At 43.9% G+C, this 16,439-nt stretch carries 12 protein-coding genes and 1 pseudogene; 4 read left to right on the top strand and 9 right to left on the bottom strand.

Annotation, left to right across the window (positions count from 1 at the left end; translation table 11 throughout):
* Positions 1-45: 45 nt before the first annotated feature.
* From LC508_RS25525 to LC508_RS25485, 9 genes are all read right to left on the bottom strand, one after another.
* On the bottom strand, positions 46-1,095 hold the full coding sequence (locus tag LC508_RS25525; protein WP_054350889.1) for a galactose ABC transporter substrate-binding protein: 1,050 nt from the start codon (positions 1,093-1,095) through the stop codon (positions 46-48).
* Between the two features lie 39 nt (positions 1,096-1,134).
* Positions 1,135-2,109 carry a substrate-binding domain-containing protein gene (locus LC508_RS25520; protein ID WP_054350888.1) on the bottom strand — a complete coding sequence of 325 codons (975 nt, stop codon included), beginning with the start codon at positions 2,107-2,109 and terminating at the stop codon, positions 1,135-1,137.
* A gap of 2 nt (positions 2,110-2,111) precedes the next feature.
* The gene (locus LC508_RS25515) at positions 2,112-3,965 is read right to left on the bottom strand and encodes a cache domain-containing sensor histidine kinase (RefSeq protein ID WP_103731735.1); all 1,854 of its coding nucleotides are present in this window, start codon (positions 3,963-3,965) and stop codon (positions 2,112-2,114) included.
* Positions 3,955-5,565: a response regulator gene (locus LC508_RS25510; protein ID WP_033143824.1), complete on the bottom strand. Its 1,611-nt coding sequence runs from the start codon at positions 5,563-5,565 to the stop codon at positions 3,955-3,957. Before LC508_RS25510 ends, LC508_RS25515 begins: the two co-directional genes overlap by 11 nt.
* A gap of 141 nt (positions 5,566-5,706) precedes the next feature.
* Positions 5,707-7,362 (bottom strand): ABC transporter permease subunit, encoded by a 1,656-nt coding sequence (locus LC508_RS25505; RefSeq protein WP_103731734.1) that lies wholly within the window; start codon positions 7,360-7,362, stop codon positions 5,707-5,709.
* Positions 7,363-7,380: 18 nt separating this feature from the next.
* The gene (locus LC508_RS25500) at positions 7,381-8,889 is read right to left on the bottom strand and encodes a sugar ABC transporter ATP-binding protein (protein ID WP_033143814.1); all 1,509 of its coding nucleotides are present in this window, start codon (positions 8,887-8,889) and stop codon (positions 7,381-7,383) included.
* A gap of 190 nt (positions 8,890-9,079) precedes the next feature.
* Positions 9,080-10,384 carry a substrate-binding domain-containing protein gene (locus LC508_RS25495; RefSeq protein WP_033143815.1) on the bottom strand — a complete coding sequence of 435 codons (1,305 nt, stop codon included), beginning with the start codon at positions 10,382-10,384 and terminating at the stop codon, positions 9,080-9,082.
* A 359-nt stretch (positions 10,385-10,743) separates the two neighbouring features.
* Positions 10,744-12,024, bottom strand: a complete 1,281-nt coding sequence (locus LC508_RS25490; protein ID WP_054350887.1) for an ABC transporter substrate-binding protein — start codon at positions 12,022-12,024, stop codon at positions 10,744-10,746.
* A 53-nt stretch (positions 12,025-12,077) separates the two neighbouring features.
* Positions 12,078-13,130 (bottom strand): uroporphyrinogen decarboxylase family protein, encoded by a 1,053-nt coding sequence (locus LC508_RS25485; protein ID WP_103733010.1) that lies wholly within the window; start codon positions 13,128-13,130, stop codon positions 12,078-12,080.
* A 139-nt stretch (positions 13,131-13,269) separates the two neighbouring features.
* Here LC508_RS25485 and LC508_RS28820 point away from each other — a divergent pair.
* The 4 genes and pseudogenes from LC508_RS28820 to LC508_RS25465 form a co-directional block, all read left to right on the top strand.
* Positions 13,270-13,683, top strand: a pseudogene (locus LC508_RS28820) (cupin domain-containing protein); the annotation flags it as partial.
* A 135-nt stretch (positions 13,684-13,818) separates the two neighbouring features.
* Positions 13,819-14,142: a helix-turn-helix domain-containing protein gene (locus LC508_RS25475; RefSeq protein ID WP_225305409.1), complete on the top strand. Its 324-nt coding sequence runs from the start codon at positions 13,819-13,821 to the stop codon at positions 14,140-14,142.
* A 541-nt stretch (positions 14,143-14,683) separates the two neighbouring features.
* A complete protein-coding gene (locus tag LC508_RS25470; RefSeq protein ID WP_033143816.1) occupies positions 14,684-15,370 on the top strand; it encodes a response regulator transcription factor in 687 nt (228 codons plus the stop codon).
* 16 nt (positions 15,371-15,386) lie between these two features.
* On the top strand, positions 15,387-16,424 hold the full coding sequence (locus LC508_RS25465) for a sensor histidine kinase (protein WP_118593826.1): 1,038 nt from the start codon (positions 15,387-15,389) through the stop codon (positions 16,422-16,424).
* Positions 16,425-16,439 lie beyond the last annotated feature (15 nt).

Genomic DNA, 16,439 nt, shown 5'->3' with positions numbered 1-16,439 from the left:
TTCCTTCCTGTGCGTATCTCCATGCAGAAAGACCGCAGCCTACGTTTATCTGTAATTTGCGGGTTCCGGCAGATAATCCTCCACGTTATCCATCGTAACCTTAGAATAAGGCAGATAGATATACTTATCCTTCTCGAACTTAATATCTTCCATCCCCTTACCTGACACAAGGGCAACTGCCAGCTCTGCCATAGCCTCTGCCTGTCCTTCTTTATCGTTATATACCGTTCCGGACATTTCCCCGTCCAGGACTGCCTGGAGTCCCACATCCGTGCCGTCGATCCCCAAAAATACCGGAAGGGCAGATTCTGAATAATTCAACTTCTTGTAGGCATCAATGGCGCCCAGCGCCATATCGTCATTGTTGGCTAAAACAAGCTCTATCTTATTCTGGTACTGACTGATCAGCAATAACATCCTGTTCTGTGCCTGGGCACGATTCCAGTTCGCGATTCCATAGCTCAGTTTCTCCAGTTCAATGCCGTTGTTTTTCAAGGTATCCACCGCGTTTTCCGTGCGGATGATGGCATCCTGATGGCCGGGTTCTCCTTCCAGCACTACATACTGGATCCTGCCGTCCTTGTTGCGGTCTATGCGGCTGTCTGCCTGTATTACGTCTACTGCCAGTTCCCCCTGCATGACTCCGGACTGCTTTGCCTCTGCGCCCACATAATAAAGACCGTCCCACTGCATCAGATCCTCAGCAACGGGTTCCCTGTTAAAAAATATGATAGGCACATTATTATCCCTGGCAAGGTCAATGATCTCCGATGGGTCCGCCCGATCCACCAGGTTTACACAGAGGACATTACAGCCCGCGTCAATCAGTTCCTTCACCTGGTCATTCTGGGTCCTCTGTGAACCGGCGGCGTCCCTAAGTGTCACAGTGGTCTTAAACTCCTCACTTCCATAGTCACTGAGCTTTTCTTTAAAACAAGTGATCAGCTCATCCAGGAAGGTATCACTCTGATTATAGCAGATCACCCCCGCGTGAACCTTGTCAGACACAGCCGGCTGCTGCTTTTGGCAGGCACATAAGAGCTGTGTACTCATGCAGAAGATCAATCCTGCTGCCAATATGTTTTTTCCTCTCATACTATACCCCTGATTTCTTCCGGCCGCTTAAAGCGTACTCTACTGGCTCATTGTAAAAAGAACTTCCTGATTCTCTTTTGAAAACAGTGTATCCCTGCGGATCACCGTATAGGAAACAGTTCTGTTCTGCATTGTGTGAAAATAATCATCCAGACTTTCTGCCGTCTCGGTAAGACTTTGATATCCCACATTAAATTCATCGGGCACCACCAGGCATTCCGCAAAGCCTGTGTCCAGATAATAGACCGCCTCCGTGGAATTGCCGATTCCATACACCAGAGCTCCGTGCAGATTCTTGGCTGCAGAATATTTACCGGCTGTCCTCAGACTGTTGTCGTCCAGCGCAATGACAAAATCCACCCTCGAACGGAACTCCAGCGCATTTTCGTCTGTCTCCGAAAAGGAATCATATACAGACCAGCTTATCACAGCGCCTGTGTCTTTCAATCCATCGAGAAATCCTTTCTCCCGGTTGGCTGCCGCTTCCGAATCAGCGGTCTCTGAGAGGATTCCCACTGTCTTACCTTCTATATTTCCGCTGTAATCTTTCAGCAGTTCCTCCGCCAGGGCCGTGCCCATGGCATAGTGGTCCGGCTCTGTGACCGGCAGGGCGGAGTCCTCTTTTTCCTTTGACGCTGTACACCCTGCCAGCATGACAGGAACTTTCTTTTCCACATCTCTTAACATGTTTTCCGTGTCAGCATCCGGAGCGGGCTGTACTATAACTGCATCTGCCCCGTTCTCAATCTCGCGTTCGATCAGGCTCTTTTCCTCCTCTGCAGTCAGTGTGCCCCCCGTGCTGACGACAAACATTTCTATTTTCCGGTCCTCCGCTGCCATTCTGAGCCCGTATTTGAATGCGGACCACTGGTTGTCATCAGAATTTTGGATGATCACGGAGACCTTGTCAAGATCCCTGCCGTTTTTCTCCTGAAGCATGACAAAGGCCAGTACAATCACCATTGCGGCCAGAACCGCTTCTATCAGAATAAACAATCTTTTGCTGTTTTTCATCTCTATTTACCCTGTGTTTTCCTGTCAATCATTTCTTCCCGGCTGAAGATATAGCCCTTCTCCAGAATCCTGCTGTTTTCCTCCGTATAAGGAACCGCCGGCATACAGATGGAGACGGTGGTCCCCTCATCCGGTTCACTTTCAACGGTAAGGCCGTATTCTTTTCCAAAGAGAATCTGAATGCGGTTGTTCACATTCACAAGGCCAACACCGGACCCGTGTTTATGTACCCGTTTGCTGTCCGTAAGGATAAGGCTCACCTCTTCCTCTGACATTCCGATTCCGTTGTCTGCCACCGAGAAAACAATATTTTCCCCTCTCATGGTTCCGGTCACCCTGATCTCTCCGCAGTCATCCATGCTGCTGACGCCATAGGCAATGGCATTTTCCAGAATCGGCTGTAGGATCAGCTTCACCGTACAATAGGAATATATGGAAGGATCCACGTCAAATGTAACGGAAAACGCGTTTTTATACCGGACCTTCTGAATATTCATATAGCTCTGGGCATGCTGCAGTTCATCTTTTACACTGATCACCGTGCGGCCCTTGGAAAGGCTGATCCGAAAGAGCCTTGCAAGCTGTGAGATCATAAATACAGCATCATCGTTCCGCTCCCCCTCCACCATCCACGTAATCGATTCCAGGGCATTGTATAAAAAGTGGGGATTGATCTGGCTCTGCAGAGCATCCAGCTCACTTTTTCTTCTTTCATTCTGTTCCAGCACAATTTTACGCATAAGGGTGTCAATCTGCTCATAGGACCGCTGTATGGAATCCCCCAGATGCCGGATTTCCAGGGAGCCTCCCGTATAAATCTCCGGCTTTTCCCCCGCCTCATATTCCATGACCGAGTTATTCAGTTTCAAAATAGGGCTGGAAATCCTGACAGACACAACGCGGTTGATGATCACAAGCATCATTGCCATCAAGAGCATGAGCACCATGATAAAATACCGGATATTGACCATTCCGTGTGTAAATGTGGAATAAGGGATCACTCCGACCAGCTTCCATCCGGTGTAGCTTATGGTGTTGACGATCACCTTGCGGTGTTCCCCCTCAAAGGTCTCGTCGTAGACACCGTCCTTGTATTTTGCGGCTGTTTTACTGTTCTCACTGCCGATTCCATCGCTGATCTGTATCTGCCGCATGTGATAGATAATTTCCCCGTTGCTGTCGCACAGATAATAATATTGTCCGTTGTTCAGGGTATTGATCTGTTTCATCATCCGGGAGATATTGGAATAATCCATATCCACAAGCAGGACGCCTAACTGGGAATCCCCCTTATTGGTCAGCTCAACCACGCGGCTCAGAGAAATCACCCAGTAATACCGGAAGGTGCCGTCATCAAACAGGTTCTGGATATGGGGTGTGGAAAAATGCATATTTTCCATTTCCCCCATAGCACGTTTGAACCAGTCCTGCCTGGTCACATCCGGGTCCTCTTTCTGGGACGCAAGGGGTTCCGCTGCCATCAGGCTGCCGTAATTATTGTAAATGGCAATGCTGCGCAGGCTGTCTCTGTTCGCCTCATACAAAAGATTCATCCCTCTCTGGATATCCATATCCTGATTGGACAGATCATTTTCTTTTATAACGTTATAATAGACCGCGTCTGAAATCTGCCGCATACTGCCCAGGTAATCTTCCAGATTCTCTCCTGCCTGTTCCATCAGTTTCTGCGTGCTTTGTATGATCTCCTGCCGGGATAAAACGGAAAACCTGATGTACATCACGATCCCCAGGATCAGCATGATGGAAATAGATATAACGGAGATGGCAAACATGATCGTTGACTGTATGCCCCTGGGCTTCACGCTTTTCAAACGTCCGAAAAACTTATTTTTCACTTTCTGTATGCTCCGTTCTGTACTTTGAAGGTGACACTCCAAACCGCCTCTTAAATACATAACTAAAATAGTTGGGATCTGTGTACCCCACACTCTTCGCTATGATATAACTTTTCTCATTTGTCTCGATCAGCAGGCGTGACGCCCGGTCCATCCGGTAATCCGTCAGACAGCCGATAAAGGAATTGCCGGTCTCTTTTTTAAAAATCGTAGAAAAATAGGAATTTGACACGCCCAGAACCTCACAGATATTGTCCAGTGAAAGTTCCTCATCCGAATAGTTGCTGCGGATATATTCCATGGCTCTGGATACAATGGATTTCGTGGACCTGCTTCTGGCACTGATCAATTTTTCACGGAAGGACAGGCTGAGATCAACGAGCCATTTCCGCAGCGCATCAGGCCCCAGATCAAGAAGGCTGCCATACAGTGTCCGCATATCCCCCGAAAAATCCTCCGGCGCAATATCATTATTTGCAGAAAATCGGTACAGAGCACTTACCAGTTCCATGATATCAATGTGGTGCTGCTGCAGGGATTTTGCAGGAAAAGAGATATGATCCAGATACTGATTGACTGCCCGGACAACATCATCGGCTGACTTTAAACGGATCATTTTAAACAGTTCAGACAGTTCCGCGTCGCTGGCGAAATCCGTTGTGCTCATCTCCTGGGGAGCGATCTCCTTCATATTGATCGCCCTGGAGGCACCATAGATCACCCGGTAGGAAACCGCCTCCCTGGCACCGCTGTAAGACTGGGGCAGATCCATGATATTTCTGCAGACCTGGCCGATTCCCACTGTGACCACAGCGCCGATGATACGATGTGCATATCTACAGAACCTGTCACATTCATCGGTCAGTTCCGAGACTTCATATTCATTTTTAAGCTGTGCGATCAGAATGGTATTTCCCAGATAAGAAAAGCATTTTGCCTGCCACTTTTCGCCCAGACGTTCCCTGGCCTGGTTATGGACAGACGTGGACAGCAGCAAAGGATTCATATCCTTCGGCACCTGACTGGATGATGTATGTATGACAAGACAGCAGAAACATGGTCCCGGAAAAGAAATCTGATAATCTGTGAGATACTTCGGAATCTCATCTTCATGAATCCTTCCCTCCACCAGCGTGGAGTAAAAGTTCGCCTGCAGAAGAGGCAGGGACTCCATATAACATTTCTGCAGGATTTCCACATTTCGTTTTTCACTGATCTCCTGATCCAGTTTTATTTTGAGCTGGGTGAGCACATTGGTCAGTTCTATGGAATTGACCGGTTTCAGAATATACTCCTCCACTTCCAGGTGGACAGCCTCTTTCGCATATTCAAATTCATCAAATCCCGTAAAGATCAGGATTTTGGTTGCCGGATATTCTGTTTTAATGCGGTTGGACAGCTCCATGCCGTCCATGTAGGGCATTTTAATATCGGTCATCACCACATCGGGCTGGAATTCCTCCATCATTTCCAGGGCTTTCATGCCATTGTTGGCATATCCGATGACTGAGAAGCCCAGGCCTTCCCAGTTGATTTTTTTCATGATGACCTGAATCACTTCTTCCTCATCATCTACCAAAAGCACTGCGTATGTATCCATATCTTTTGTCTCCATGTGCGTGTATATCCGCCTTGTATTGTAATAGTATAGCAAATCCAAAAATAAATGTAAACGTCAGCCTTTCCAAAATCGACCAAAAGGGTCAGAACAATCTCTGACCCTTTTGGCAAGTATATCTATTTATTTCTTCTGCACATATTTCAGACAGTCAAGTGTTACAGCCGCAATGATGATGATACCTTCAAATACAAACTGAAGGTTCGTATCAATACCGAGAATGGTAAGGGAATAGGTAAGCGCTGTGAAGATCATAACACCAACTACCACGCCTGAGATCTTACCGATACCACCGGTAAAGGATACACCGCCCACAACACAGGCTGCGATCGCATCCATCTCCCAGCCCTGACCATAGGCTGCAGAACCGGAGCCAACCATTCGTGCGCATTCAAGCCAGGAACCGAATCCGTAAAGAATACCTGCCAGAATGAAAGCCCCGACCGTTACACCGAATACAGAAATACCCGAAACTGCCGCTGCCTCCGGGTTGCCGCCCACTGCGTACAGGTTTTTGCCGAAGGTTGTCTTGTTCCAGATGAACCACACAATTGCGATTGCTGCAACTGCCCAGATAATGATGGTGGGGAAACCGTTTAGTTTAGGAATGATCATATTGGGTATCGTGGGCTCAATGGCACCGAAGGATACACCTTTAGTCGCGTATGTAACAAGTCCGAAGATGACCAGCATGTTCGCCATGGTCGATATAAACGGATGCATTTTAAATCTGGCTGTAAAAAAGCCTGCGATCGCTGTGAAGAAGGTACATAACACAATACAAACCACCAGAGCCAGGATCACTCTCACACCAATAGGCATACCTGTAAAGTCAAACACATGTCCGAAAACCGCGCCTGTATTAATGCCCTGATGCATGATGATCGTTGCGGTTGTCATACCCATACCAACCATACGGCCAATGGACAGGTCCGTACCGGTAAGGAGGATCAGTCCGGCAACGCCCAGCGCCAGGAACATCCTGGGGGAAGCCTGCTGAAGAATGTTCAATACATTGTTATAGGTAAGCAGAGGTACATTTTTTACCATAGGTGTGATCGCACACAGCATGATAAAGATCAGAATGATGGCAATATACAATCCGTTCTGCAGAAGAAAGGCTCTGCGGTTGAATGTATATTTATAATTTTCCCATTTCTGCGCTCTTGACTCCACAAAGGTGAATTTTGACATACGAAGCATATCAATCAGATGATATTTGTAGTTATATGCCATATGTCTTCTGTCTTTTACCTGCTGAAGGTCCTTTTCCAACTGCATTTTGGCGTCAAACAGCCGGTTCTTATAAACATACTTTTCATCCTTTATCTCCTGATGATCCGTAAGTTTTGACATGATCTGCTGATGCTCTTTTTCCAGTTCCGCAATCCTTCTGCGGTGTTTTTCCTGGACGGCTGCTTTTTCCTGCTCACAGCTTTCTTTGACCGGCTGATAATAATCCCTGTCAAAATGCGTTTTGAGATATGCCTCCGCATCGGATATCAGTTTTGAAACCTCATCTTTATTTTTTGCCTCGACCGCCTTTGCCGTCTCCATCTCTGTCCGGATTTTGGCAATCTCGGCATCTTTCTCTTCTTTTGTAAAATTACGGTCTCTCTTTATACTGTCGATTTTATTCTGAAGAGAGATCACTTTGTCTATTCCATCCACTCTGAAGCTGTCGATCTTTGCCTGAATCTTGCCGACATAATCCTCGATTGGCTGACGCAGCTGTATTTCCTGTTCAGCCGTAAGAATCTTACTGTTTCCTTTCGCCATATCCTTCCATCTCCCTCATTATAGGTATTTTGCGCTGAGTCTTAAAAGTTCTTCCTGATCTGTCTCTTTTGTGTTCACGATTCCGGAAAGGTGTCCGTTTGACATGACTCCAATGCGGTTCGTGATTCCCAGAATCTCGGGCATTTCAGAAGAGACAACAATGACGGTCTTTCCCTGTTTTGCCATATTGATGATCAGCTCGTAAATTTCGTATTTTGCACCCACGTCAATTCCTCTCGTCGGCTCGTCCATCATGAAGATCTGGGGACCGCGCTCCAGCCATTTTCCGAAAATGACCTTCTGCTGATTGCCGCCGGAGAGACTTGAGATCATATCATCCGGACCCATGCACTTGGTATGCATGATTTTGATCTCGTTTGCCGTTGCCTTGATCATTTTTGAATCAGAGAGAGCCACCCCCGACTTATACTGTTCCAGGTTGGCGATCGTAGTGTTAAACGTAAGGTCTCCTTTCAAAAAAAGGCCGTTTGCTTTCCGCTCCTCTGTTATCATGGCAAATCCATGTTCCATGGCTTCCTTGGCGCTGCTGAAATTCATAAGACGGTTATTAAAATAAACACGCCCGGCCGCCCTGGTGCGCACACCGAAGATGGTTTCCAGAAGCTCTGTCCTGCCTGCCCCAACCAGGCCGTACAACCCGAAAATCTCGCCTTCTCTTACGTCAAATGAAATATCCTGTAAATGAGGTTCAAACTTTGTGGACAAATGCTGAATGGACAGAATCACATCCTTTGGCGTATTGTCAACCGGCGGGAATCTGTTTTCAAGAGAACGCCCAACCATAGCTGCAATAAGTTCATTCATATCTGTGTCTTTGGAACTCTTTGTCATGACCAGATTACCGTCACGGAGTACGGATATCTCATCGCAGATTTCAAAGATCTCATCCATTTTATGAGAGATATAGATCAGGGAGATTCCCTGCTCTTTTAACATTCTCATCATCTCAAAGAGCTTATCCACCTCCTGTACTGTCAGTGAGGATGTAGGCTCATCGAGAACGATCACTTTTGAGTTATAGGAAATTGCTTTTGCGATCTCACACATCTGTCTCTGTGATACAGACATATGACGCATGGACTGTGTGAGGTTTACGGTCATGCCCAGTTTTCTGAAAAGCTCTGAGGCTTCTTTTTTCATTCTGCCCTCGTCGATCACTCCCATGGAATTGGTGGGATAACGTCCGAGGAACAGGTTATCGATCACATTTCGTTCCAGACACTGGTTCAATTCCTGATGAACCATTGCGATACCGTTCTCAAGAGCATCTTTCGGTCCGGAAAAGCTAACTTCCCTGCCTTCAAGGAAGATATTGCCCTCATCCTTCTGATAGGTACCGAAAAGACACTTCATCATTGTGGACTTACCGGCACCGTTCTCACCCATAAGCCCCATGACCGTTCCGCGCTTCACATCCAGGTTGATATGGTCCAGCACTCTGTTTCGGCCAAAGGACTTGCTCATACCGCGTATGGATAAGACGATATCATCTTTCTTATCTTCCATATATTTTTACTCCTGTATGATTTTTATAGTCATAAACAATAGAAAACATGCTTCGCAGGCTTTCTATTTTCGTAAATTATTAGGGAGAATTTCTTCTCCCTAATAGTCTGCATTTCAATGGATATTGTAACTACTCTTTTGCACGGTCAGCGCAGTAAATGCGCAGACCTGACTGAACAGTTACTGGATATTACTGATTAAGCAAGGATGTATAAGAAGCTGCATTGTCTGTCTTCACCATGTTGATGGCAAATGCATCGTACTGGCTTGGATTTCCGAGACGGTTTGTGATATTGGACTCTGTCTGTCCGTCACCGCCGATGTAATCCACATCCAGGTTAAGAAGACCATCATAGTTCTGAAGAAGCGGCTGGTAAGTTGAGCTTAAGAAGTTATCGGATGCATTGTAGATGTCAAGCCATACCTTCTTTGTAGGATGTGAACTTTCCTCAAGCTGAGTGGAAACCGGCTCATAAACCTTTGTGGAATCTGTGAAGTCCTGGTAGTTGTCAGCAGTAACTGCTACATTCAGTGCGTAGTAGGAACGTTCGTCCTCTTTGTATACATATACGTCATCGCCCAGAACATTGCCTGCTTCATCCGCTGTGCCGATACCGGTATCAATGTCTGCTCCGTCAAGGGCGTTGCGCAGAACACGAAGGGTCAGGTATGCCTGAACATCTGCATGCTGGCTAATCGTTCCGCCGTATCCTTCCGCGATAGCTGCTACCGCGTCGTTGTTTGCATCGTATCCGAATGTCGGAACCTTGTTGTCCTTTGACCATGCATTGAACATGGACATGCCCATACCATCATTATTGGAAACAACAACATCAATCTCCTCACCAAAGGAGGATGCCCATGTTCCGATTGCATTGCCTGCTGTAGCCGCATCCCATGTAGCACCTGCGGAGTTCTTCATCTCCTGGGAAGCCAGCTCACGGATCGTATAGGTCTTGCCGCCTGCTTCTATGGAACCATCCTGTACGGCTGCTGCTGATCCGTCTGAATTTGTTCCGACCGGTTCACTGTTGATATCGCCGTCCTTGTCGATTCCTGTGCCAAGGGCTTTCCGAACACCTCTTGTACGAGCAATGGAATCATTATGTCCGATATCACCGATCGCCAGAACGTATCCGATCACGCCGTCACCGTTGCGGTCGATTTTATCAATATTTTTCTCGATGTAATCTTTTACCATTTGGCCCTGAAGCTCAGCGCCCTGGTTTGCATCGAATCCGACATAATATGTATTGTCATTATATGAAAGTGCTGTCATATCAAGTGCCCCGGTAGAACTGTTGGACGGCTGGCGGTTAAACCATACTAAAGGTTTGTCTTTGTTTGCCACGTCTGATGTCTCGGCTGCCGGTTCCTCTGTTTCTGTCTTTTTTGTTGTGTCTGTCTTTTCTGACGAAGAACCGCCAGAGCCGCATGCTGTAGCTGAAAGTCCAAAAAGTACCGCCATTGTGATCAAAACAATTTTTTTCTTCATATACTTATTCTCTCCCTTTCCTTTGACACTTTTTTCCGTGTTCTTTGTTTTTGTTGATATTGACAGTATATCTGATGTAAGAGAAAGAAAACATAGAATATTTTTCTATGAACATTAAAATTTTTAAGGTTGGGTTTAGTGTATTTTAACTATATGCTATTCTTTTAGTATCAGCATACCTCCAAACTGCAAATCTCGAAGATTTTCCTTCATGATTAGGCTTTAGAACAGGATACGTACAGATAACGGACTTCCATTACATCATAAAAAGAGGAAATTCAGCTCATTAAATCAAGTTGAATTTCCTCTTTTAATCAGGATGTTTTTCTAGCATCCTTTCAATATTATGGTTTTATATATTAGTTTGTGAAAAATTCCTGAAAAAGTTCTGTTACTTCGTCCTGACTCATTTCGCCTGTCATATAAGCCTGTAAATACGGTCCGCAAGTCTCTGAATAACTCTTGGGAGCAATTGGGTGAATCCAGCCATTTGTCTTGCCTGCAGTAATATATTTATTTGCATCATTTGCCAGCAACCCTTTTACCTCTCTGTCAGTCTTCACCGCTGGTGCTGCACCGACTCCGTCACATGTCCATTCTTGTCCCATTTCAGAGGTTAATATATATTCTGTGTATTCTTTTGCCAGCTCAAGATTCTCGGAATTTTTATTTACTATATATGTCCAGTTACAGCAGGAGAGAACCGTTGCATCCTCCTCTGTTTCTCCCACCGGAACAGGAAGAAACGCAAGGTCTGCATCAGGATTAAAGGAATCTAATGTGGACTGACACCAGTCTCCCATATGAATGATAGCAGCATCCCCGTTTGCCAGCATATTTTCCGATTGCTCCCAGTCTATTTCCAGCGGTTTATTCGTTCCGTATTTCACAGCCAAATCCAAAAAGCGAAAAAGATTATCCCAATTTGGCAGGTCTGCAAATGTTAATTTACCTGACATTAAAGCATCATTTGTTCCCTCTGCATCCAGATCCTTGTCTATCATAAAATGTGTTGCCAATTGCCCGAGAACCCAGCTTTCCTTCGCAGCCAGAGAAATAGGAGTTATTCCGGAGGCCTTTAATTTCTCACATGCCGCTTCCAGCTCATCCATATTAACAGGTAGTTCCGTAATTCCCGCTTTCTCAAAACATTCTTTGTTATATAGTAAACCCATATTAGCATAGGACCATGGCAGCGATTTAATATTCCCTTCTTGATCCATCCCTGTTTTTAACGCATCTTCCAGGAACAGACCAGTCACATCATTATCTTCACTCCAATCATACGCATACTCATAATAAAGCTTTGCGGATGTTCCCGTTTCTACTGCAAATACATCTGGAATATTATTGGAATTGATGCGTGACTGTAATATAGTGGTGCTGTCATTTGCAGCATGCTGTACTTCTACAGTAACTCCCGGATGCTCCTTTTCAAAAGCTTCCACTACCTTCGCATACTCTTCCAATCCGTATGCCTGTGCGTCAAATACACTTAGCACTATACCTTCGTCCTCTTTTTTTGTTTCAGAATTACTCTTATTCCCTGCGTTATCCCCCTCTACACTTCCACATCCTGAGAATATAGCTGCCATCAATACCGATGATATTATAACTGCTATAACTTTTTTCCTTGCCATAGTTTAATCCTCCATTTTGAAACAACCCCACCTGGTATCCATATGATAACTGTTTAATTGTAGTAAAACGCATATTTTTCCATTGCATCCATCAAAGCTTTGATATTTTTCAGCGGTACTCCCGGATAAAGCCCATAAATCATCATAAGCCCTCCCTTTGCCGAACCCAGTTCTTTCACCTCCTTCAATATCAGATCATCAATATCCTGCTCCGTTCCGTATGGTGTTATCCTCTGCCTGTCAATATCAAGGTCAATACAAACTTTTCCTTTTAAATTTTCCTTGATCCAGTCAATACCATTTACCAAATCCTGTAAATTTATAACGTGTATTCCACTTTTAAGGAGAAATGGAATCAGAGTACGTATATCACCATCTGAATGCATATGGATTAAAATATCTTTTTCCTTTGCCGGTTTCATCATCTTTTCATAACATGGCAGTATATAACGTTCAAAATTTTCCGGAGACAGCATAGGTCCCACCTGCATACCCAAGTCCTCCGCATAAGTCATAATATCCACATTCATTCCTGCATAGCGCTCAATAATATAAGTGTTAAACGCTACAATTTTATCCAGCAGATCGCTGAATTTCTGCTCTTCATCCTCCATGTCAAAAATCGTCTCCTGATACCCTCTGATATCACAAAGCTGTAAAAAAGTATGTCCATGCCGCAGTCCTTCCATGGTCAAAAGTCCTTTTTTTTGCCGTTCCTGTATCCTTTTCTGTTCTGACTGCCAATTTATTTTTCCAATCCCCATACATTTTTCAGGGTCAGGAAACTGATACGAATCATAATTTTCCCAATCAGCCAGTGGGTGCTGCTTTACGGAACCAGTAATACCATCGTCTGTTGTCTCCCATAGACATCCCCAATCATCCATATAGGGGTGATTTTTTTGTGCTACATTGGAATAATCAGGCACGTAGGGAATCTCTTTTCTCTCAAAATCCGGAAACAAGAATGGATGCTCTTCCATCAGGTCAAACAGTTCTTTCTGTGGATATGCATTCCAGCAGGAATCGTTTATAACAAATTTCATGGGTATGTATTTTGGAGTTTCAAAGCGTATGGCTTTTAGAACATTATCTCTGTCATACATAGTATTTCTCTTCCTTTCTTAATAAATAAATGATATATTAAGTATAATAAATCTGTATAATTTTGTCTTATAACATTAGCTAAAATACATTTTCAAACATTTCCATTCCCCCGGATTTTGCAGCAGAAAGGAGAGTTCAATGGGAAGAGAATACGCACAAATATATGATTATTATTACCATAATCATTTTCTTTTCCGTCTTGGTCATAAACGCTATCAGAAAGCCCAGCCTCCGATACCGCTTCATGAACATGGCAATATGACGGAATTTGTTTTTCTTGAAAAAGGAACGCAGAGCTATCAGACCATAGATGAGATATACACTGTCCATCAGGGGGAGGTATTTTTTACACAGCCTAATGAGCCTCACAGCACGGGAATCCTGCCGGAAGAGATATCTGTCCTGTATTATCTTATCGTAGACCTGTGTTTAATCTCTGAATTAGATATTTTTATATCCGAAAATGAATACACAAAGATGGACAATTATTTCAGAAATATTGGATCACGTATTTTCAAACCGTCGCCACATCTTACCACAGCCTTGAGACGATTGCTGGAAATTTTTATAATACCGGATATGCATTTTGATACACATATACGAAATGCATTATCCGAAGTATTGATTTCCCTTTCGACCCCATTTATCCCCGGCAAGGATTCACATAACGGGGAGATTGAGAACAGTATGTCCTACATACAAAATCATTTAAAAGAGGTGATTTATGTTTCAGAACTTGCACAGATGGAAAATATGTCCCTATCTGCATTTAAGAAAAATTTTGTCCGAATAGCTGGTATTCCGCCAGGAGAATATATATTGCAGGAGAAAATCAAGAAATCAAAAGAACTACTGCTTTCAACCAGACTTTCCATTACAGAAATAGCATTTGAATATGGATTTTCCTCAAGCCAGTATTTTGCTACGGTATTTAAAAGATTCTGTTATATGTCTCCCTCGCAGTTTCGGAAGGTTTATTGTGTGTCAGAAAATTTAAAATCTGAAAGTTAAAGTGATGGCTTATCAGATATACTGATGTACAGAGGCGGCTGCATTGCCTGTAATGAAATATATGTAATTTTTCTCATTAAGAAAGCGGGGAACAAAGAATATCATTTTTTGTTCTCTGCTCCGAAACACTTCTGCGAATAATTTGCTTCGTCTTTTCAATAGAAACATAACATTGTCTTCAAGAAAGTATTCGATATTTACCACCTCAACACCTGCCTCGTGACAATCTTATCCAACAGGTACAAACACGAAGTCACCAATCTCTAAATCTTTTAATCTATTAGATTTTAAATTAACTATTAACACTTCTTTCTGTATATCAATAATAACCCTTTCTACCTACTTTATCAATGCTGACACCTAATACCACATATCTGTTTCCAGTTCCCGGTCAACCAACATTTTACTCATAGTTTCCGGAACAATAGATAATTTAAAAACTGTCAGTTTTTTACCTACAGTTGCAGATTCCCCATATATGTGAGAAGATTAAGACAGTACCAAACAATACAGGAAAAGCGGAAAAGGACGGTGTAAATAAATGAAACGTATATTTTTTGTAGAAGATGATTTGAGTTTGATCAATGGTCTGTCTTTTGCCATCAAAAAGCAGGGATACGAAACAGACATAGCCCGCACATATCTTGAAGCGGAGAAAATGTGGATAAACGGTAAATATGACTTAGTCATTTTAGATGTCTCTCTCCCCGATGGTTCCGGCTATGATTTATGTAAAAATATCCGCAAAACATCAAAAGTGCCGATCATCTTTCTCACCGCGGCTGACGAGGAGACGGATATCATCATGGGACTTGATATCGGCGGTGACGATTACATCACAAAGCCCTTCAAGCTTGCTGTGTTCCTGTCCCGAATCAATGCCCTGCTCCGCAGGAGTGACAATTTTAACCGGGCCGATGCCGAGCTTGATTCCAACGGAATAAAAGTTCAGCTCTTAAAGGGCGAAGTCTATAAAGATAATGAACTGCTTGACGTAACGGCAAGTGAATATAAACTCTTGTGTTTGTTTATGCAAAACCCGGACATTGTCCTTTCGCCTGAACAGATTTTAAGTAAACTCTGGGATTGTGACGAAAAGTACATTGACAGCAACACGCTTACCGTTTATATCCGCAGGCTCCGCACAAAGATTGAAGATAACCCCAGCCAGCCGAAGAAGATCGTGACCGTCCGGCGTATGGGATACAAATGGAATACTGTGGATTAAAACGTGGAGGTGCAAAGTGAAAATACTTGTGAATAGAAAAATCAAATTATTTTTTTCCCTGTCCGTTCTGTCTGTCATAATCTTTTCCCTGCTTTCTGTTCTCTTGATCTGTTTGAACGTGAAACATGCAGCTATATATGTGCTGGCCCTATCTCTGTGCATGGTTCTCTTTATACTGGCAGTTGGGTATTGGTATTTCAATGACCAAAATAAGATCATGGAAGATGCGGTCACACAGATGAAAGAATATGTGTCCGGAAATGAAAATGCGCGTATTGAATGTAACGACGAAGGCGAATTATACCGGTTATTCCACGAGGTCAATGCGCTGGCAGCCATCCTGAATGCTCATGTTGACAACGAAAAGGCAACAAAGAAATTTTTAAAAAACATAATATCCGATATTTCCCATCAGCTAAAAACACCGCTCGCTGCCCTTAATATCTACAATGGGATATTACAGGAAGAGGCAGTGGAATACCCCACGATCAAAGAATTTGTGGATTTTTCGGAACAGGAGCTGGACAGAATAGAAACTCTTGTACAGAACCTGTTGAAGATCACAAAACTGGATTCCGGTACAATCGTGCTGGAAAAAAAGGCAGAAAATATATCCGAGATGATGAGCAAGATTGAAAGCCACTTTTCCTACCGTGCAGAACAGGAAGAAAAGAACTTCTCTCTTTTTGGTGATGACACCGTCACATTATTGTGTGACCATACCTGGATGATGGAAGCAGTCAGTAATATAGTAAAAAATGCTTTTGACCATACGGAAAAGGGAAATACAATATCGGTTGAATGGAAACAGTCCGCATCGGTTGTCCAGATCATAGTGAAGGATAACGGAAGCGGCATTCACCCGGAGGATTTACATTATATATTTAAAAGATTTTACCGAAGCCGCTTCTCCAAAGATACCCAGGGTATCGGACTTGGGCTGTCTCTTGCAAAGGCTATTGTGGAAGCACACAGCGGAACCATTGAGGTTGACAGTGAACTGGGAGCAGGTACCACATTTACACTCAGTTTCTTAATTCCTACAAAATTGTAGGCTTATTGTCATCTG

This window comes from Blautia parvula, from assembly GCF_020215665.1.
Classification (GTDB): domain Bacteria; phylum Bacillota; class Clostridia; order Lachnospirales; family Lachnospiraceae; genus Blautia; species Blautia celeris.
Note: the sequence above shows the minus strand (reverse complement) of the source record. Positions and strands in the feature narration are given on the sequence as shown.